This is a genomic window from Hyalangium ruber (assembly GCF_034259325.1).
Classification (GTDB): Bacteria; Myxococcota; Myxococcia; order Myxococcales; family Myxococcaceae; genus Hyalangium_A; species Hyalangium_A rubrum.
Window position 1 is genome coordinate 684,163 of record NZ_JAXIVS010000004.1, and the last position, 15,110, is coordinate 699,272.

General features: G+C 69.1%; 13 protein-coding genes. 9 read left to right on the forward strand and 4 right to left on the reverse strand.

The window, feature by feature from the left end; translation table 11 throughout:
- The first annotated feature begins 75 nt into the window (after positions 1-75).
- The 4 genes from SYV04_RS15025 to SYV04_RS15040 are packed head-to-tail and all read left to right on the forward strand — an operon-like array spanning position 76 to position 3,002.
- A complete protein-coding gene (locus tag SYV04_RS15025; protein WP_321546437.1) occupies positions 76-702 on the forward strand; it encodes a methylthioribulose 1-phosphate dehydratase in 627 nt (208 codons plus the stop codon).
- Positions 699-1,256, forward strand: coding sequence for a 1,2-dihydroxy-3-keto-5-methylthiopentene dioxygenase (locus SYV04_RS15030; RefSeq protein WP_321546438.1), 558 nt, complete (start codon positions 699-701; stop codon positions 1,254-1,256). Before SYV04_RS15025 ends, SYV04_RS15030 begins: the two co-directional genes overlap by 4 nt.
- A complete protein-coding gene (gene mtnC, locus SYV04_RS15035; protein WP_321546439.1) occupies positions 1,253-1,936 on the forward strand; it encodes an acireductone synthase in 684 nt (227 codons plus the stop codon). Before SYV04_RS15030 ends, mtnC begins: the two co-directional genes overlap by 4 nt.
- 7 nt (positions 1,937-1,943) lie before the next feature.
- Positions 1,944-3,002 carry an isopenicillin N synthase family dioxygenase gene (locus tag SYV04_RS15040; RefSeq protein WP_321546440.1) on the forward strand — a complete coding sequence of 353 codons (1,059 nt, stop codon included), beginning with the start codon at positions 1,944-1,946 and terminating at the stop codon, positions 3,000-3,002.
- A 4-nt stretch (positions 3,003-3,006) separates the two neighbouring features.
- Here SYV04_RS15040 and SYV04_RS15045 read toward each other — a convergent pair whose 3' ends face one another.
- The 4 genes from SYV04_RS15045 to SYV04_RS15060 are packed head-to-tail and all read right to left on the reverse strand — an operon-like array spanning position 3,007 to position 6,624.
- A complete protein-coding gene (locus tag SYV04_RS15045; protein WP_321546441.1) occupies positions 3,007-3,564 on the reverse strand; it encodes a response regulator transcription factor in 558 nt (185 codons plus the stop codon).
- A gap of 12 nt (positions 3,565-3,576) precedes the next feature.
- Positions 3,577-4,896, reverse strand: coding sequence for an ATP-binding protein (locus tag SYV04_RS15050; RefSeq protein ID WP_321546442.1), 1,320 nt, complete (start codon positions 4,894-4,896; stop codon positions 3,577-3,579).
- A 1-nt stretch (position 4,897) separates the two neighbouring features.
- Positions 4,898-5,635: a hypothetical protein gene (locus tag SYV04_RS15055; RefSeq protein ID WP_321546443.1), complete on the reverse strand. Its 738-nt coding sequence runs from the start codon at positions 5,633-5,635 to the stop codon at positions 4,898-4,900.
- 2 nt (positions 5,636-5,637) lie between these two features.
- Entirely contained in the window at positions 5,638-6,624 is a 987-nt protein-coding gene (locus tag SYV04_RS15060) for a site-2 protease family protein (RefSeq protein ID WP_321546444.1), read from the reverse strand.
- A 216-nt stretch (positions 6,625-6,840) separates the two neighbouring features.
- On the opposite strand from SYV04_RS15060, the gene SYV04_RS15065 reads away from it, so the two are divergent.
- The 5 genes from SYV04_RS15065 to SYV04_RS15085 all read left to right on the forward strand — a co-directional run bounded on the left by SYV04_RS15065 (position 6,841) and on the right by SYV04_RS15085 (position 14,905).
- On the forward strand, positions 6,841-7,191 hold the full coding sequence (locus SYV04_RS15065) for a hypothetical protein (protein ID WP_321546445.1): 351 nt from the start codon (positions 6,841-6,843) through the stop codon (positions 7,189-7,191).
- A gap of 87 nt (positions 7,192-7,278) precedes the next feature.
- On the forward strand, positions 7,279-8,064 hold the full coding sequence (locus SYV04_RS15070; RefSeq protein ID WP_321546446.1) for a hypothetical protein: 786 nt from the start codon (positions 7,279-7,281) through the stop codon (positions 8,062-8,064).
- Between the two features lie 64 nt (positions 8,065-8,128).
- Positions 8,129-8,845: an HAD family hydrolase gene (locus SYV04_RS15075; RefSeq protein ID WP_321546447.1), complete on the forward strand. Its 717-nt coding sequence runs from the start codon at positions 8,129-8,131 to the stop codon at positions 8,843-8,845.
- Positions 8,846-8,988: 143 nt separating this feature from the next.
- A complete protein-coding gene (locus SYV04_RS15080) occupies positions 8,989-12,723 on the forward strand; it encodes a chitobiase/beta-hexosaminidase C-terminal domain-containing protein (protein WP_321546448.1) in 3,735 nt (1,244 codons plus the stop codon).
- A gap of 244 nt (positions 12,724-12,967) precedes the next feature.
- Positions 12,968-14,905 carry a choice-of-anchor A family protein gene (locus tag SYV04_RS15085; RefSeq protein ID WP_321546449.1) on the forward strand — a complete coding sequence of 646 codons (1,938 nt, stop codon included), beginning with the start codon at positions 12,968-12,970 and terminating at the stop codon, positions 14,903-14,905.
- Positions 14,906-15,110: the final 205 nt, after the last annotated feature.

Consider the following 15,110-nt stretch of genomic DNA (forward strand, 5'->3'; position numbering starts at 1 on the left):
GGACAAGAAAGCGCAGAGACTTCGTGGGACGCTGAGCATCCTGTTCCTTTAGCATGCCCTCAACCCGGAGCCCCCGTGTTGGACGCCACCTGCTACGCCGAGCGCTCGCAGCAGATCATCGAAGCCGGACGCCTGCTCTACTCCCGAGGCTGGTCCCCGGCGACCAGCAGCAACTACTCGGCCCGCATCGACGCGGGGCACCTGGCCATCACCGTCTCCGGTCGCCACAAGGGCCAGCTCACGCCCGAGGACGTGATGGTGGTGGACCTGGCCGGGCGACCCGTCCAGAGCGAGCGCAAAGCCTCGGCGGAGACGCTGCTGCACACGACGCTCTATGAGCTGTTCCCCCACGTGGGCGCGGTGCTGCATACCCACTCCCTCACCGCCACCGTCCTGAGCCGGCTGCTGCGCGGACAGGACGCCGTCCGCCTGCGGGACTACGAGCTCCAGAAGGCCTTCGAGGGCGTCACCACCCACGCGCTGGAGCTGGTCGTCCCCATCTTCGACAACACCCAGGACATCCCCGCACTGGCGGCCACCACCCGCGACTACCTGCGCGCTCACCCGGCCACGCCGGGCTACCTCATTCGCGGGCATGGGCTGTATACCTGGGGCCGAACCATGGCCGACAGCCTGCGCCACGTGGAAGCCTTCGAGTTCCTCCTGGCCTGCGAGCTGGAGACGATCCGGATCACCCGATGAGCACACTGAAGATCTTCGCGGAAGAAGGCGCACCCACTCCCCGTGTCACGACCAGCGATAGCGCGGAGATCGCGCGCCTGCTCGGAGCCCAGGGCGTTCGCTTCGAGCGCTGGGAGACACGGGCGCTGCCGCCCTCCGCGGGCCAGGCGGAGATCCTCTCCAGCTACGCGGCCGAGGTGGCGCGGCTGAAGGCGGAGAACGGCTTCCAGTCCGCCGACGTCATCAACCTCACCCCTTCCCATCCCCAGAAGGAGGAGATGCGCCGGAAGTTCCTCTCCGAGCACCGCCACTCCGAGGATGAAGTGCGCTTCTTCGTCCGGGGCCGAGGGCTGTTCTACCTGCACCTGGGGACCGAGGTGTATGCCCTGCTGTGCGAGCAGCAGGACCTGATCAGCGTCCCGACGGGGACCCGGCACTGGTTCGACATGGGGCCGGAGCCCGACTTCACCTGCATCCGCCTGTTCACCAGCACCGAGGGCTGGGCCGCCCAGTGGACCGGGGATGGAATTGCCGAGCGCCTTCCGCGCTTCGAGAAGGTGGTTCACGCGGGATGATCCGCGCCATCGTCACGGACATCGAGGGGACGACCAGCTCCCTGCGCTTCGTGCATGAGGTGCTCTTTCCCTACTCGGCCCGGCACCTGGAGGAGTTCGTCCTTCAACACCTGCGGGAGCCCGCGGTCCGTGAGCAGCTTCACGAGACGGCGCGCCTGGCGGAGCTCGACCCGGAGGACACCCCGGCGCTCATCGCCCAACTGCTGCGGTGGATCGCCGAGGATCGCAAGAGCCCGCCCCTCAAGCTCCTGCAAGGGATGCTCTGGGAGCGCGGCTACCGCGAGGGCGCGTTCCAGGGCCATCTCTACGAGGATGCTGCCCAGCTCTTGCGCCAGTGGCAGCGCCAGGGCCTGCGGCTCTACGTCTATTCCTCCGGCTCAGAGCAGGCCCAGAAGCTGCTCTTCGGATACAGCTCGCATGGAGACCTGACGCCGCTGTTCTCGGTTTACTTCGACACCCGCGTGGGCGCCAAGCGCGAGGTGGCGTCCTACCGCCGCATCGCCCAGGAATTGGGAGAGGCACCAGGAAACATCCTCTTCCTCTCCGACGTGAAGGAGGAGCTGGACGCGGCGCGGGCCGCGGGCCTGCACACCACGTGGCTGGTGCGCGAGGGCGCACTGCCCGCACAGCCACTCCACCCCGTGGCGCGTGACTTCCACGAGGTCCGCCTCGACGCGTGAGCCCCCTATGAACGCCGTGCCCGTTGCCGCTGAGTTCGATCGTGTCCCGATCATCGATGTGCGTGCGCTCGTCGAGCCTTCCGCGAGCCTCGCCTCGCGCCGCGCCGTCGCCGAACAACTGGGCGCCGCCTGTCGCGAGAGCGGCTTCTTCTATGTCGTCGGCCATGGCATCGACGCCGGGCTCCAAGCCCGCTTGGAGGAGTCGAGCCGCCGGTTCTTCGCGCTCCCCCTCGAAGAGAAGATGGCCGTGCGCATGGCGCTCGGCGGGCCCGCCTGGCGAGGGTATTTCCCCGTCGGCGGCGAGCTGACCTCCGGCCGTCCAGACCGCAAGGAGGGCCTCTACTTCGGCGCCGAGCTGCCTCCCACCCACCCGCTCGTGCGCACCGGCACGCCGCTCCATGGCTCCAACCTGTTCCCCCGGGAGCCGGCCGGACTGCGCGACGAGGTCCTCGCGTACATGGCCGCCCTCACGGGCCTCGGGCACGCCCTCATGTCCGGCATCGCCCTCAGCCTCGGCCTCGACGCGGACTACTTCGCCGCGCGCTACACCGCCGATCCGCTCGTGCTCTTCCGCATCTTCAACTACCCGCCCGGCCCCGAGCTCGCCGAAGACGGGCAGCCCGTCTGGGGCGTGGGCGAGCACACCGACTATGGCGTGCTCACCATCCTCAAGCAGGACGATGCGGGCGGCCTCCAGGTCAAGTCGCGCGCGGGCGGCCAGGTGCGCTGGGTCGAGGCGCCACCCGTGCCCGACTCCTTCGTGTGCAACATCGGCGACATGCTCGACCGCATGACGCGCGGCCTCTATCGCTCGACGCCCCACCGGGTGCGGAACCGCGCCGGCCGAGACCGCCTGTCCCTGCCGTTCTTCTTCGACCCGAGCTGGACCGCCGAGGTGCGTCCCATCGACTCCCCGGCCCTCGAAGGCGCCGCCTCCGATGACCGCTCCGAGCGCTGGGACGGGCAGAGCGTCCACGCCTTCCGTGGCACCTATGGCGACTACCTGCTCGGCAAGGTGGGCAAGGTCTTCCCCGAGCTTCGCGCCGAGGTCCTCTCCTCGAAGTGAGCCGCTACTGCGACGGCGGGTACTTCTGCAGCTTTCGCTGCAACGAGCGGCGGTGGAGCCCCAACCGCCGCGACGCCTCGGAGATGTTCCCGTCACAGTCGTTGAGCACCCGCTGGATGTGCTCCCACTCGGCCCGTGCCAGCGAGGGCGCCTGGAACTCCTCGGCCACCTGCGGGCTCGGCTCTCCCAGCCCTCGCGCCAGCGCCACCAGCAGGTCATCCACGTCCGCCGGCTTCGGCAGGTAGTTGAGCGCTCCCAGCCGCACCGCCTCCACCGCCGTGGCGATGCTGCCGTAGCCCGTGAGGACGATGATGCGCGTGGAGTCGTCCAACCCCCGCAGCTCGCGCACCAACTCCAGACCGCTGCGACCCGGCATCCGCAGGTCCACCACCGCCAGCTCCGGGGACTCCTGCCGCGCCGCCGCCAGCGCCTCGTCCACCGAGCCCGCCGTCACCACCTCGAAGCCCCGCTCGCGGAAGGCGCGCGCCAGCCGCTCGCGGAAGACCGCGTCGTCATCCACCAGCAGCAGTGAGGGTGCGTCGGAGTCTCTCGGAGTGGCCATAACGGGCCGGGCTCACTCACCCGGGGCCGGGAGGCTCGCCCCGCTCGCCTCCGGGGACAACGGGGCAAATTGTCGCAGGCCCCCCGCCGGCCACGTCAGCTCCACCCGCGTGCCCTGCCCCGGCGTCGAGCGCAGCTCCAGCTTCCCACCCAGCTGATCCAGCACCGCCCGCGCCAGGAAGAGCCCCAGCCCCATCCCCTCCCCTGGTGGCTTCGTGGTGAAGAAGGGTTCGCCCGCTCGCGACAGCACCTCCGCCGTCATCCCCCGCCCCCCGTCCTCCACCGACAGCCGCCACAGCGCCGCCTCGCGCGAGAGCACCAGCCGCACCGGCGTTCCCTCCGGCGAGGCCTGGAGCGCGTTCTTCACCACCCCGCGAATGGCGTGTGTGAGCGCACGGGCCGGCACGGACACCGCCTCCTGCTGGCCGCGCCCTTCCGTCTCCACCTGGACGCGCTCGCGCCCGCTCAGGCCCTCCAGCGCTCCCTCCAACAACGAAGCGGGCGGCACCGAGACGAAGGCCTCTCCGCGGCTGGCGCCCGCATCCGCCGCCATCTGCCCGAGGATGTCGTGGCAGCGCGCTACCTGCTGGCGGATCAGCTGCGCGTCCTCGCGGCCCGCCGGCGTGAGCTCCGCGCGCCGCTCCAACTCCTTGGCCACCACGGCGATGGTGGACAGCGGCGTGGACAGCTCGTGCGCCGCCCCCGCCGCCAGCGTGGCCAGCGCCGCCAACTTCTCGTTGCGCGCCGTCACCGCGCGCGCCGCCACCAACTCCGCCTCACGCTGGGCCAGCGCCCGGGTGACTCGCTGCACGAAGTAGACGATGAAGACCGCGGCCAGCCCGAAGGCCACCCACATGCCCTCCAGGTGCAGCCGCACGTCATTGATGTGGTGGTGCTCGGCGCCAGCGGATCCACCGGGCACCCACAGGTGGCGGACGAACAGCGTGCCGAAGCACGCGGAGGCCATGGCCACCAGCGCCCACGTCCACCCGGCGCCCAGCACCACCGCCGCCAGGGCGATGTGGACCAGGTACAGCGTGCTGAAGGGGTTGAAGGGGCCGCCGCTGAAGTCCAGCAGCACCGTGAGCAGCACCACGTCCAGCGCCATCACCGCCCACAGCATCCACTCGCGAATGTCTCGCGGCTGCCGCGCCCACAACCCCAGCGCCCCGTTGCTCGCCGCCGCCACGCCCACCGTGGCGAACAGCGGCACCAGCGGCAGCGCCATGCCCATCCCCACGGTCGCCAGGAGGATCAGCGCCGCCTGCCCCACCACGGCACCCCAGCGCAGCCGCAGCAGCCACGAGAGGTTGATGGCCTGGGCCTCGCGCACCTCAGGGGTTCCCGAGCGTCATCCGGAACTGGCGGTAGAGCACCAGGCCCACCACCACCAGCACGATGAGGAAGAACAGCCCGGCGATGAGCTGTGCCCGGTTCGAGCTCGCCGGCGCCGCCGCGGGCGCGAAGCCCACCGGCGAAGCCGAGGCCAGGCGCACCACCTCGTCCCGCCCGCGCTGGGCGTACAGGTCCTCCGGCGCCTGCGCCAGGCGGATGCGGTACAGGCGCCCCGCCATCGCCAGCTCTCCCCGCCCCACCGCCAGCGACAGCAGCCGGTCGTGCGCGTCCCGGTCGTCCCACCGCTCCAGCACCGTGAGCCACGCGGCGCGCAGCGGCTCGGACAGCTCGTGCTCCTGCGGGTTGAAGTTGGCGTACACCAGCCCGCAGGAGGCGCACGACACCGCGCCCTCCTTGCGCACCGCGATGCACTTGGGACAGAAGCCCGGCGGCACCGCCAGCGGATCCTCCGAGCGCGCCAGCGCCGCCGCCTCCCGCACCCGCTCCTCCGAGGGCCGCAGCGTCACCACCTTCAGCGAGGGCACCGTGGTGCTCCGGGGGGGCAGGGCCAGAGGGGGCTCCAGCTCCGTCTGCGCCACCGCCGCGGCGAGCGCCTCCTCGGGCCGCGCACGGCTCTCCTGGCCGCAGCGCGCGCACGTCATCACCAGCACGCCCAGCTCGACTCGGAACGCGGCCGGCGGCGCCAGCCGCTCGCACGCATCACACAGGTACCTCATGGCTACACCTGACGGAGGGGGATGGGCATGGCACAGGCGATCAGCGCCAGGAAGCACAGGGCGCACACCCACTTGCGCCCGGTGCTCAGCGGCACCTCTGGCTCTACCACCTCCGGGTGCCCGAAGCCCACCATCTTGCTCACCACCAACAGCCACACACCCCAGGACGCCGTGGCGAACAGCGTCAGCCCCAGGAGCACCAGCGCCGCCGTCTTCCCCACCCACTGCGCGCGCCTGCCCCACAGCGCGTACGCCAGGTGCCCGCCGTCCAGTTGCCCCACCGGCAGCAGGTTGAGCAGCGTCACCAGCAGGCCGAACCACCCGGAGATGACCACCGGGTGTACCGCCACGTCCTTGCCCTCTGGCAGCGGCCCCAGCGTCAGGTAGGTGAGCCCCTGCATCAGCAGGTTGTCGGCGAAGATGGTCGCCCGGGGCACATACACCTCGGTAGCGGCGGCGGGAGCGACCTGGGTCAGTTGCTCCATCGTCCAGGCGAACAGCCGCTGCAGCAGCGACACCAGCGAGTCCTCGCCGGGGAAGGCCACCGCCGTCTGGGGCGCGTCCACCACCTGCGAGTGCAACAGGCCCCATATAAGGATGGGGATGGCGACAATCAGCCCCGCCAGCGGGCCCGAGGCGCCGATGTCCACCAGCGCGTTGCGGTGCGGAATGCGCCCGCGGATGCGGATCACCGCCCCCAGCGTGCCCACGCCGATGATGGGCAGGGGGATGAAGTAGGGCAGCGTCGCATCCACCTTGTGGTAGCGCGCCAGCAGGTAGTGCCCCATCTCGTGCGAGCCGAGGATCGTCAGCAGCGCCAGGCTGAAGGCCAGCGCGTCGTTCCACACCCGAGAGATGCCCAGCGCATCCCACGGGAAGACGCCCACGAAGGAGACAGGGTACGCGCTGAGCGTCGTGCCCACCGTGAGCACGAACAGCAGCAGGTGCGGCCAGAGCCTCACTGCAGGGCGGGCGGGAGCGATCTCCATCGGGGGTGCCAAGGTCTGGCTACCAAGCGCATTGATCCTTTGCAACGCAAGGGCCGGGCCCGGGAAAAAGGGGAATCTGCCGGGAACTGCGCTTGACTTGAAGCGGCCATCTGCTACGAACGCGCCGCGCTTGGGGACCGAACACTCAACCAAGGGCTCGCTCGAATGATCGATCCCTTACATTTCCCGCAAGCCATCTATCTGGGAGGGAACACAATGAAGAAGGCCATTCTGACCGCCGTTGCCGCGAGCAGCCTCGTGGCGTGCACCAGCGTCGAGAGCGCGGTTGTTTCCGGCGCTGAGATTTCCGCGAACGGCGGCGAGGCCGTTGCCGTGATCCAGGCGAACGCCCTGGGTCTGACCGCGATCTTCCACATCGTCGACCTGGTCCAGAGCGACCTCGACACCGTGGTGAACAAGCTCCTGGTGGCCGAGGCCAAGGCCATGGGCGCCACCAAGCTCGACCTGAAGGGCGCCGGCACCACCCCCCGCCACGGCATCTTCGCCCTGGCCGGTGGCATCATCGGCGTGACCAGCTCCTCCGCGATGGGCGTTGCCGTCAAGTAATCGCTCGGAGTCGCTGTCTTTCGAGAAGGCCCCCTGGCAACAGTGGGGCCTTCTTTATTTTCTCCCTTCTTCGCCCCCGCCCTCCGTATGCGCGTCCGCCTCCTGCTCCCCGCCCTGCTCGTATTCGCTGGCTGCACCAAGTCGGGTGAGGACCCCGCCGCCGCCCTGCTCACCGAGGTGAAGAAGCGCCTCACCGAGCGCGATGGCCGGCTGACGAGCTACCGCCTGGAAGGCCGCACGAGCGAGGGTGCCGCGGAGCCCGTGGGCTTCAGCTTCGCCTACCGCTCGCCGCAGCGGATGCGCGCCGCGCTGGGCGCGCCCATCTCCCGCACCTTCTCGTGGGATGGGGAGCGGCTCTTCGAGCTGAGCGAGACGGAGAAGCGGCTGACCACCTTCAAGACGGAGCTGCCCCCGGAGCGGCGCGCCGGCTTCCTCACCGAGACTTTCGCCCCCTTCACCCCCGAGGGCTTCCGCGCCCCGCTGCTGCCCCTGGGCGCCAGCGCCAAGCGCACCACCCACCCGCGCGCGCAGGAGGCCGTGGAGCTGTCCGCGAAGGTGGCGGACCCCGCCGCCCAGGGCCTGGAGGTGGCCTACACGCTGCGCTGGCCCACGCTGGACTTCCTCGGCAAGCGCTCCCTCACCGCCGAGGGCGACACGCTCGAGGTGCGCGTGGAGGAGGAGCACTGTGACGAGGCGCTCAAGCTCTGCGTCCCCAAGCGCCTCACCCGCTGGGTGAAGGGCGAGAAGGTGGGCGAGACGACACTCTCCGGAGTGGAGCTCAATCCCGCCCTGCCCAACGACACCTTCACCCTCGGTGCTCCCGAGGGTTACGAAGTCCTCACCAAGACACTGGTGGACGCGGCGGCCAAGTAACCGCCACCGCCGCCTTGCCCGCGTGCCTCACCGTTCCCACCTTCCCCGGGTGGAGGTACGGGTGATGGTGCAGAACGTCATCTTCGACGTGGATGGGACGCTGGTGGACTCGGTGGATGAGCACGCCGAGGCCTGGCGCCGGGCGTTCCTCGAGTTCGGCCGGGACGTGCCCTTCTCGCACGTGCGCAGTCAGATCGGTAAGGGCGCGGATCAGCTCATCCCCGTCTTCTTCAATGACGAGGAGCTGGAGCGCTTCGGCAAGGACCTGGACGAGTACCGCAGCAAGCTCTTCCTCAAGGACTTCCTGCCCAAGGTGCGCGCGTTCCCGAAGGTGCGTGAGCTGTTCCAGCGCCTGCGCAAGGACGGGGTGCGCGTCGCCCTGGCCTCCAGCGCCAAGGGTGAGGAGCTCAAGCACTACATCCAGCTGTGCCGCATCGAGGGGCTCTTCGAGGAGGCCACCAGCAAGGATGACGCGGAGAAGAGCAAGCCGCACCCGGACATCTTCGCCGCGGCGCTCGAGCGGCTGGGGCGCCCGGACGTGAGCGCCACCTGCGTGGTGGGTGACACGCCCTATGACGCGCTCGCCGCTGGCAAGTTGAGCGTGCCCACCGTGGGCCTGCTGTGCGGCGGCTTCCCGGCGGACGACCTGCGCGCCGCGGGCTGCCGCGTGCTGATGAAGGATCCCGCCGAGCTGCTCGCGCGCTACGAGGCCTCGCCCCGCGCCTGGCCCTGGACGGAAGGGAACGTGGCCGCCTCTCCCGAGGACGAAGAGTCGCGCTGATCAGTAGAAAGCAGGAAAAGTTCTTTTCCACGTCAGCGCCGCGAGGTGAGTGAGCCCTCGGGGTGTTGACGTGCCGTCCCTTGCCGCTCGTCTCTCGTGAGTGACAGGCTCCGGCTCCCTTCTTCATGCATCGGGAGTCGTGAATGGCGTTGCAACCTGTTGGGTCCCTCAGGTTCCTCCTGGCCTTGGTGTTCGTGCAGCTGGCCAGCGCGTGCGGAGGTGGCTCGACTCCGCCTCCAAACCCTCCTCCTGAGATGGATGCCACGGCGCCGACGACTCGGGCGACCCCCGCTGGCGGCACCTTCAGCGCGCCCGTCACGGTGGAGCTGACGTGCGCGGATCCGGGCGGCAGCGGCTGCTCGGCTACGCACTACACCACCGATGGCGCCACCCCCACGCGGAGCTCGCCGCGCTACAGCGCGCCCCTCTCCCTGGCGGCCAACACCACCCTGAAGTTCTTCTCCGTGGATGTCGCGGGCAACGCGGAGGCGGTGAAGACGGAGACGTACGTCATCAACCTCGACCTGGTCCCGCCGACCGTGAGCGCCTCGCCGGAGGGTGGCACGTACAACGCCGCCCAGACGGTCACCCTCACCTGCGATGACGGCACGGGCAGCGGCTGCGCCTCCATCCGCTACACCACCGACGGCAGCGCGCCGACGACCTCGTCCCCCGCGTACACGACGCCGCTGTCCATCTCCGCCAACACCCCGCTCAACTTCATCGGCGTGGACACCGCCGGCAACGTGAGCGTGGTGCATACCGAGGCCTATGTCATCGTCACGGGGGCGCCCACCGTGGAGGCCAGCCCCGCCGGTGGCACGTACAACCTCTCGCAGTCGGTGACGCTCGCCTGCACGGGCAGCTTGGGCAGCACCTGCATCGCCATCCACTACACGGTGGATGGGAGCACCCCGACGACCTCGTCCCCCACGTATACGGCGGCGCTGGTCATCTCCGCCAACACCCCGCTCAAGTTCATCGGCGTGGACAACGCGGGCAATGTCTCCGCCGTGGTGACCGAGACCTACGTCATCGACACCGTGGCGCCCATCGTGGCGGCCAACCCCACCGGCGGCACGTACACCACGGCGCAGTCGGTGACGCTCACGTGTATCGATGCCTCGGGCACGGGTTGCGCTTCCATCCGCTACACCACCAATGGGAGCACTCCGACGACGGCCTCCACGCAGTACACGGGGCAGTTGTCGCTTGCCGCGAACACCACGCTCAAGTTCATCGGCGTGGACAATGCCGGCAACGTCTCCACCGTGGTGACCGAGACCTACGTCATCGACACGGCGGCTCCCACCGTGGTGGCCACCCCCGCGGGTGGCTCCTTCAACGCGGCGCAGTCGGTGACGCTCACCTGTGCGGACGGCTCGGGCACGGGCTGCGCCTCCATCCACTACACGCTGGATGACAGCACTCCGACGACGGCTTCCTCCACGTACACGGCTCCGCTGCCCATCTCCGCCAACACCCCGCTCAAGTTCATCGCCGTGGACGAGGCCGGCAACGTCTCCGCCGTGGTGACCGAGACCTATGTCATCGACACCGTGGCGCCTACCGTGACAGCCAGCCCCGCGGGTGGCTCCTTCAACGCGGCGCAGTCCGTGACGCTCACCTGTGTGGACGACCCGGGCACGGGCTGCGCCTCCATCCACTACACGCTGGATGACAGCACTCCGACGACGGCTTCCTCCACGTACACGGCTCCGCTGCCCATCTCCGCCAACACCCCGCTCAAGTTCATCGCCGTGGACGAGGTCGGCAACGTCTCCGCCGTGGTGACCGAGACCTATGTCATCGACACCGTGGCGCCCACCGTGACGGCCAGCCCCGCCGGTGGCACCTTCAACGAGACTCAGACGGTGACGCTCTCGTGTGCCGACGTCTCGGGCACGGGCTGCGCCTCCATCCACTACACGCTGGATGGCAGCACCCCGACCGAGACTTCCTCCGAGTACACGGCTCCGCTGTCCATCACCACCACCACCACGCTCAGCTTCATTGGCGTGGACGAAGTGGGCAACGTCAGCAGCGTCCGCATCGAGGATTACGTCATCGACACCGTGGCGCCCACCACCACGGCCTCTCCCGGAGGCGGGGTGTACGCCACGGAGCAGACCGTCACCCTCACCTGTGACGCCGGCACCGGCACCGACTGCGCGGTCACCTACTACACTGTCGACGGCAGCACCCCCGACACCACCTCTCCGCAGTACATGGGGCCGCTGTCCATCAGCACCAACACCCGGTTGAAGTTCTTCTCCGTGGACCTTGGCGGTAACACCGAGACCGTGAAGTCCCAGAGCTACTTCATCGGCAGCTCGCCCGCCGACACCTCGACTCAGATCGCCGCCGTGCGCGCCGCCGCCAATGGCACCGTGAACCTGCCCATCACCCTGGCGCTCGTCACCTACGTCAAGCCGCTGGTGAGCACCGACCCCGCCGGCTTCTTCCTCCAGGCCGAGCAGGCCGGGCCCGCCGTCTTCATCGCCGTGGACCCCGCCACGCTCACCCCCGTGCCCGCCGCCGGTGACCGCGTCTCCCTCACGGCGACCACCAAGGCCACCGTGTCCAACATGGTTCGCGTGACGGCCATCTCCAACTTCACCGTGGCCGGCAGCGGCGAGTCGGTGGAGCCGCTCCGCGCCGACGTGAGCACCGTCGATCTGCCTCCCGCGGTGGCCAGCTACGAGAGCGAGCTCATTTCCATCACCGGTACGCTGAACACCGCCTTTGCCGGTTCGGGCACCGGGCACGTCGCATCGAACCTCGCCACCGTCGGCACGCCCTCTGGCACCAACCTCTTGCTGCGTCTGCCCACCCCGCTGCAGGACCAGCTCGACCTGGAGGTGAACTGCAGCGTCACGGCGCAGGCGCCCCTGTGGCGCTCCACCACGATGGCCCAAGCCTCCGGGTGGAAGCCCGCGGACATCACCGTCCTGGCCTGCCCCGCCCCCAAGGTGCTGAGCGCCTCGGCCAGCAACCCCACCAGCATCGCGGTTCGCTTCACCCGGCACATCGAGCCGGGCAGCGTGCAGCCCAACGGCAGCCAGTTCACCTTCAACAACGGCCTGTCGGCCAGCGCCGCCACCGTCCAGGGGCGCGACGTGCTGCTGACCACCGTCGCCCAGACGGGTGGCCTGCCCTACACCGTGACGGTGGACGGCAGCGTGCGCGACACCCAGAGCACGCCGCTCGACGCGACGGCTACCACCGCCACCTTCACCGGTTACCAGCCCGTCGCCATCCTGCGTATCAACGAGGTCTCCCCCAACATCACGAGCGCGAGGGATCTCGTCGAGTTGTATGTGGTGCAGGGCGGCAACGTCGCCGGCTACACCCTGGCGCAGGAGACCAGCACGCTCGCCACGCTGCCCAGCGCGCAGGTGGCCACTGGCGACATCATCGTGGTGCATTTCTCCCCGAACACCACCGATGGTCCTTCCTCGGAGACGACCAGCAAGAACCAGTTCCCCGAGGCCACGTACTCCTCCAACTACGACTCCGCCTGGGACGTCCGCGCTGGGACCTCGGCCATCACCTACTCGAGCCGCGTGCTCCGGGTGAAGGATGCGCAGGGCAACACGCAGGACGGTGTCTCGTTCGCGAACACCTCGCCGGCTCCCGGCGACTTCCCGACCTACCTCCAGGCGCTGCAGGCCGAGGGGCAGTGGCTGCCCGCCAACTGCAGCGGTGTTCCCTGCAGCACCACCTCGAACCCGACGGCCGCCCAGGTCTCCGCGAACTGGACCGGTGCCGGCACGACCAAGACTGGCGCCACCGTGCGCCGCGTGTCCGCGACCGACACCAACATGGCCGGTGATTGGGCCGTCGGCGCGCAGTCGCTGGGCCTGCCCAACCCGTAACCCTCCCTTTGGGAGGAGCCGCTCTTAGGCTCCTCCCGGAGGGCCCCCATTCGCCGTCTACAAAACGCTTTCTCTATGGAAAAGCCGCCTCGCGCGGCTTTTTTCGTTCCTTTCCAGGCAGTTGGGCCGAAATATTATGGACGTAACAGAATCCCTTGGCTTAGCCTGCCTCCCGACCATCCGGGGTTCCGCACGAAAAGGGTCGTCCCGCACCGCGCGATGAGTCGCTCCAGGGAGGAAGTCCGTGAAGAAACATTTCATTAGCTTGCTGGTAGGCGTCGCCTTCGCAGCGGCCGCTTGCAGTGCGCAACCGTCGGCGGAGCCCGCACCGGAGGAGACGAAGGGCGAGTCGGCGCCGCTGGTGCTCGCCAGCGTCAACGTGGACAACAAGACGCGCTCTTCGTTGACGACGAAGCGCTCGGGGCTCACCACCGCCGCCGCCAGCGCCGTGGTCTATGACGAGCAGTGCTTCGCGCGAGCCCTGCCCGCCAACGATGATGGCTCGACCGCCAACGTCGCCCTGCCGTTTGCCCTCAACTTCTTCGGGCAGACGTACTCCGAGTTCTTCATCAACAACAACGGCAACGTCACCTTCAACGCGCCGATGCGGACGTACACGCCGTTCGCGCTGACGTCCACCACCCCGCCCATCATCGCCGCGTTCCTCGCGGACGTGGACACGCGCGGCTCGGGCTCGGGCCTCACCACCTACTCGGCCGGCACGTTCGACTTCCAGGGTCGCCCCGCCTTCTGCGTCAGCTGGATCGACGTGGGCTACTACTCCGCGCACACCGACAAGAAGAACACCTTCCAGCTGCTGCTGGTGGACCGCACCGAGACGGGCGCGGGCAACTTCGACATCGTGCTGAACTACGACACCATCAACTGGGAGACGGGTGATGCTTCCGGTGGCCGCGGCGGCTTCGGCGGCACCTCGGCCGGCGCCGGCTTCTCGGCGGGCAACGGCAACCCGGACGCGTTCTACAGCTTCCCGGGCTCGCTGGTTCACAGCGGCCTGCTGGACCTGAACACCGACACGGGGCTGATCCACAGCAGCCGCAACAGCCCCATCCTGGGCCGCTACATCTTCCAGGTGCGCAACGGCACCCCGGACGTGACGCCGCCGGTCACCACCGCCACCATCTTCCCGGCGTCTCCTGACGCCAACGGCGAGTACCACGCCCCCGTCTCCATCACCCTGAACGCGACCGACGACGACTCGGGCGTGGCCAGCATCACCTACGCCCTGAGCGGCGCGACCACCGGTGGCGCCACCGTGGCGGGTGACGAGGCCCACGTGCCGGTCATCGCCGCGTACGGCACCACCACCGTGACGTTCTACGCGGTGGACGTGGCGGGCAACGTGGAGGAGCTGCAGACGCTCACCATCACCATCACCCCCGAGGACGTGCCCTGCACCGCGGTGGACCTGAACGACTACAACCTGTTCCTGGCGGCCGACTACACCAACGGTCACGACGTGCAGGGCAAGGTCGCCGCCGGCGGCAACGTCTCCATGGACGGCTTCGCGGTGGGCGCGGGCCTGCAGGAGAGCGACACCCAGAACGTGTTCGTGGTGGGCGGTGACCTGACGATGCGCAACGGCGCGGTGTTCGGCGACACCTTCTACGGCAACAGCGTGGACCTGGACGGCACCGTCACCTTCCCGCGCGGCACGCTGGCGCAGGGCACGCCGATCGACTTCACGGCCCGCTTCAGCGAGCTGAACTCGCTGTCCACGGACCTGGGCGGCCGCGCGGCCAACGGCACCACGCGCATCGAGCCGTGGGGCGGCATCTTCCTGGAGGGCACCGCCTCTGACCTGAACATCTTCGAGGTGCAGGCCTCGGACATCGCCAACGCCAAGTACTTCTCCATCAGCGTGCCGTTCGGCTCGTTCGTGGTGGTGAACTTCCGCGGCGCGGCGTTCACGTTCACCGGCTTCGGCCACGGCTACAGCGGCGTGGACCAGACGGGAATCCTGTTCAACTTCCCGGAGGCCACCAGCATCAACGCCTTCGGCTACGGCTTCTGGGGCACGGTGCTGGCGCCCCAGGCCGCCATCACCTTCGACAACGGCAGCTGGGACGGCGGCATCTACGCCTACTCGCTGTCCGGCACCGCCGAGGGCCACATCAACCCGCTGCGTGACTACGAGTTCTGCACGGGCAACAACTACTAACCGGTTCGCTTCCAGTTGACTGGAAGAGGGGTCGCGCGAGGTACCGCGCGGCCCCTCTGCTTTTGCGGGTACACAGTGCGACACGTGGGCGGATGTCGCAGTTCGCGGGTTGGGCCTTCCCTCCCTGCTCCCCTGGCTCCTCGGGGAGGCCATGCGCACCTTGGGTGCGGGAAGAGGAGGAAGCACCCTGGAGACAGCCCTGATC

What these genes read in the sequence shown, in the direction of transcription:
- SYV04_RS15030 (WP_321546438.1), top strand. Translation starts at nt 699, where the DNA reads ATGAGCACACTGAAGATCTTCGCGGAAGAAGGCGCACCCACTCCCCGT.
- mtnC (WP_321546439.1), top strand. Translation starts at nt 1,253, where the DNA reads ATGATCCGCGCCATCGTCACGGACATCGAGGGGACGACCAGCTCCCTG.
- SYV04_RS15040 (WP_321546440.1), top strand. Translation starts at nt 1,944, where the DNA reads ATGAACGCCGTGCCCGTTGCCGCTGAGTTCGATCGTGTCCCGATCATC.
- SYV04_RS15045 (WP_321546441.1), bottom strand. Translation starts at nt 3,564, where the DNA reads ATGGCCACTCCGAGAGACTCCGACGCACCCTCACTGCTGCTGGTGGAT.
- SYV04_RS15055 (WP_321546443.1), bottom strand. Translation starts at nt 5,635, where the DNA reads ATGAGGTACCTGTGTGATGCGTGCGAGCGGCTGGCGCCGCCGGCCGCG.
- SYV04_RS15060 (WP_321546444.1), bottom strand. Translation starts at nt 6,624, where the DNA reads ATGGAGATCGCTCCCGCCCGCCCTGCAGTGAGGCTCTGGCCGCACCTG.
- SYV04_RS15065 (WP_321546445.1), top strand. Translation starts at nt 6,841, where the DNA reads ATGAAGAAGGCCATTCTGACCGCCGTTGCCGCGAGCAGCCTCGTGGCG.
- SYV04_RS15070 (WP_321546446.1), top strand. Translation starts at nt 7,279, where the DNA reads ATGCGCGTCCGCCTCCTGCTCCCCGCCCTGCTCGTATTCGCTGGCTGC.
- SYV04_RS15075 (WP_321546447.1), top strand. Translation starts at nt 8,129, where the DNA reads ATGGTGCAGAACGTCATCTTCGACGTGGATGGGACGCTGGTGGACTCG.
- SYV04_RS15080 (WP_321546448.1), top strand. Translation starts at nt 8,989, where the DNA reads ATGGCGTTGCAACCTGTTGGGTCCCTCAGGTTCCTCCTGGCCTTGGTG.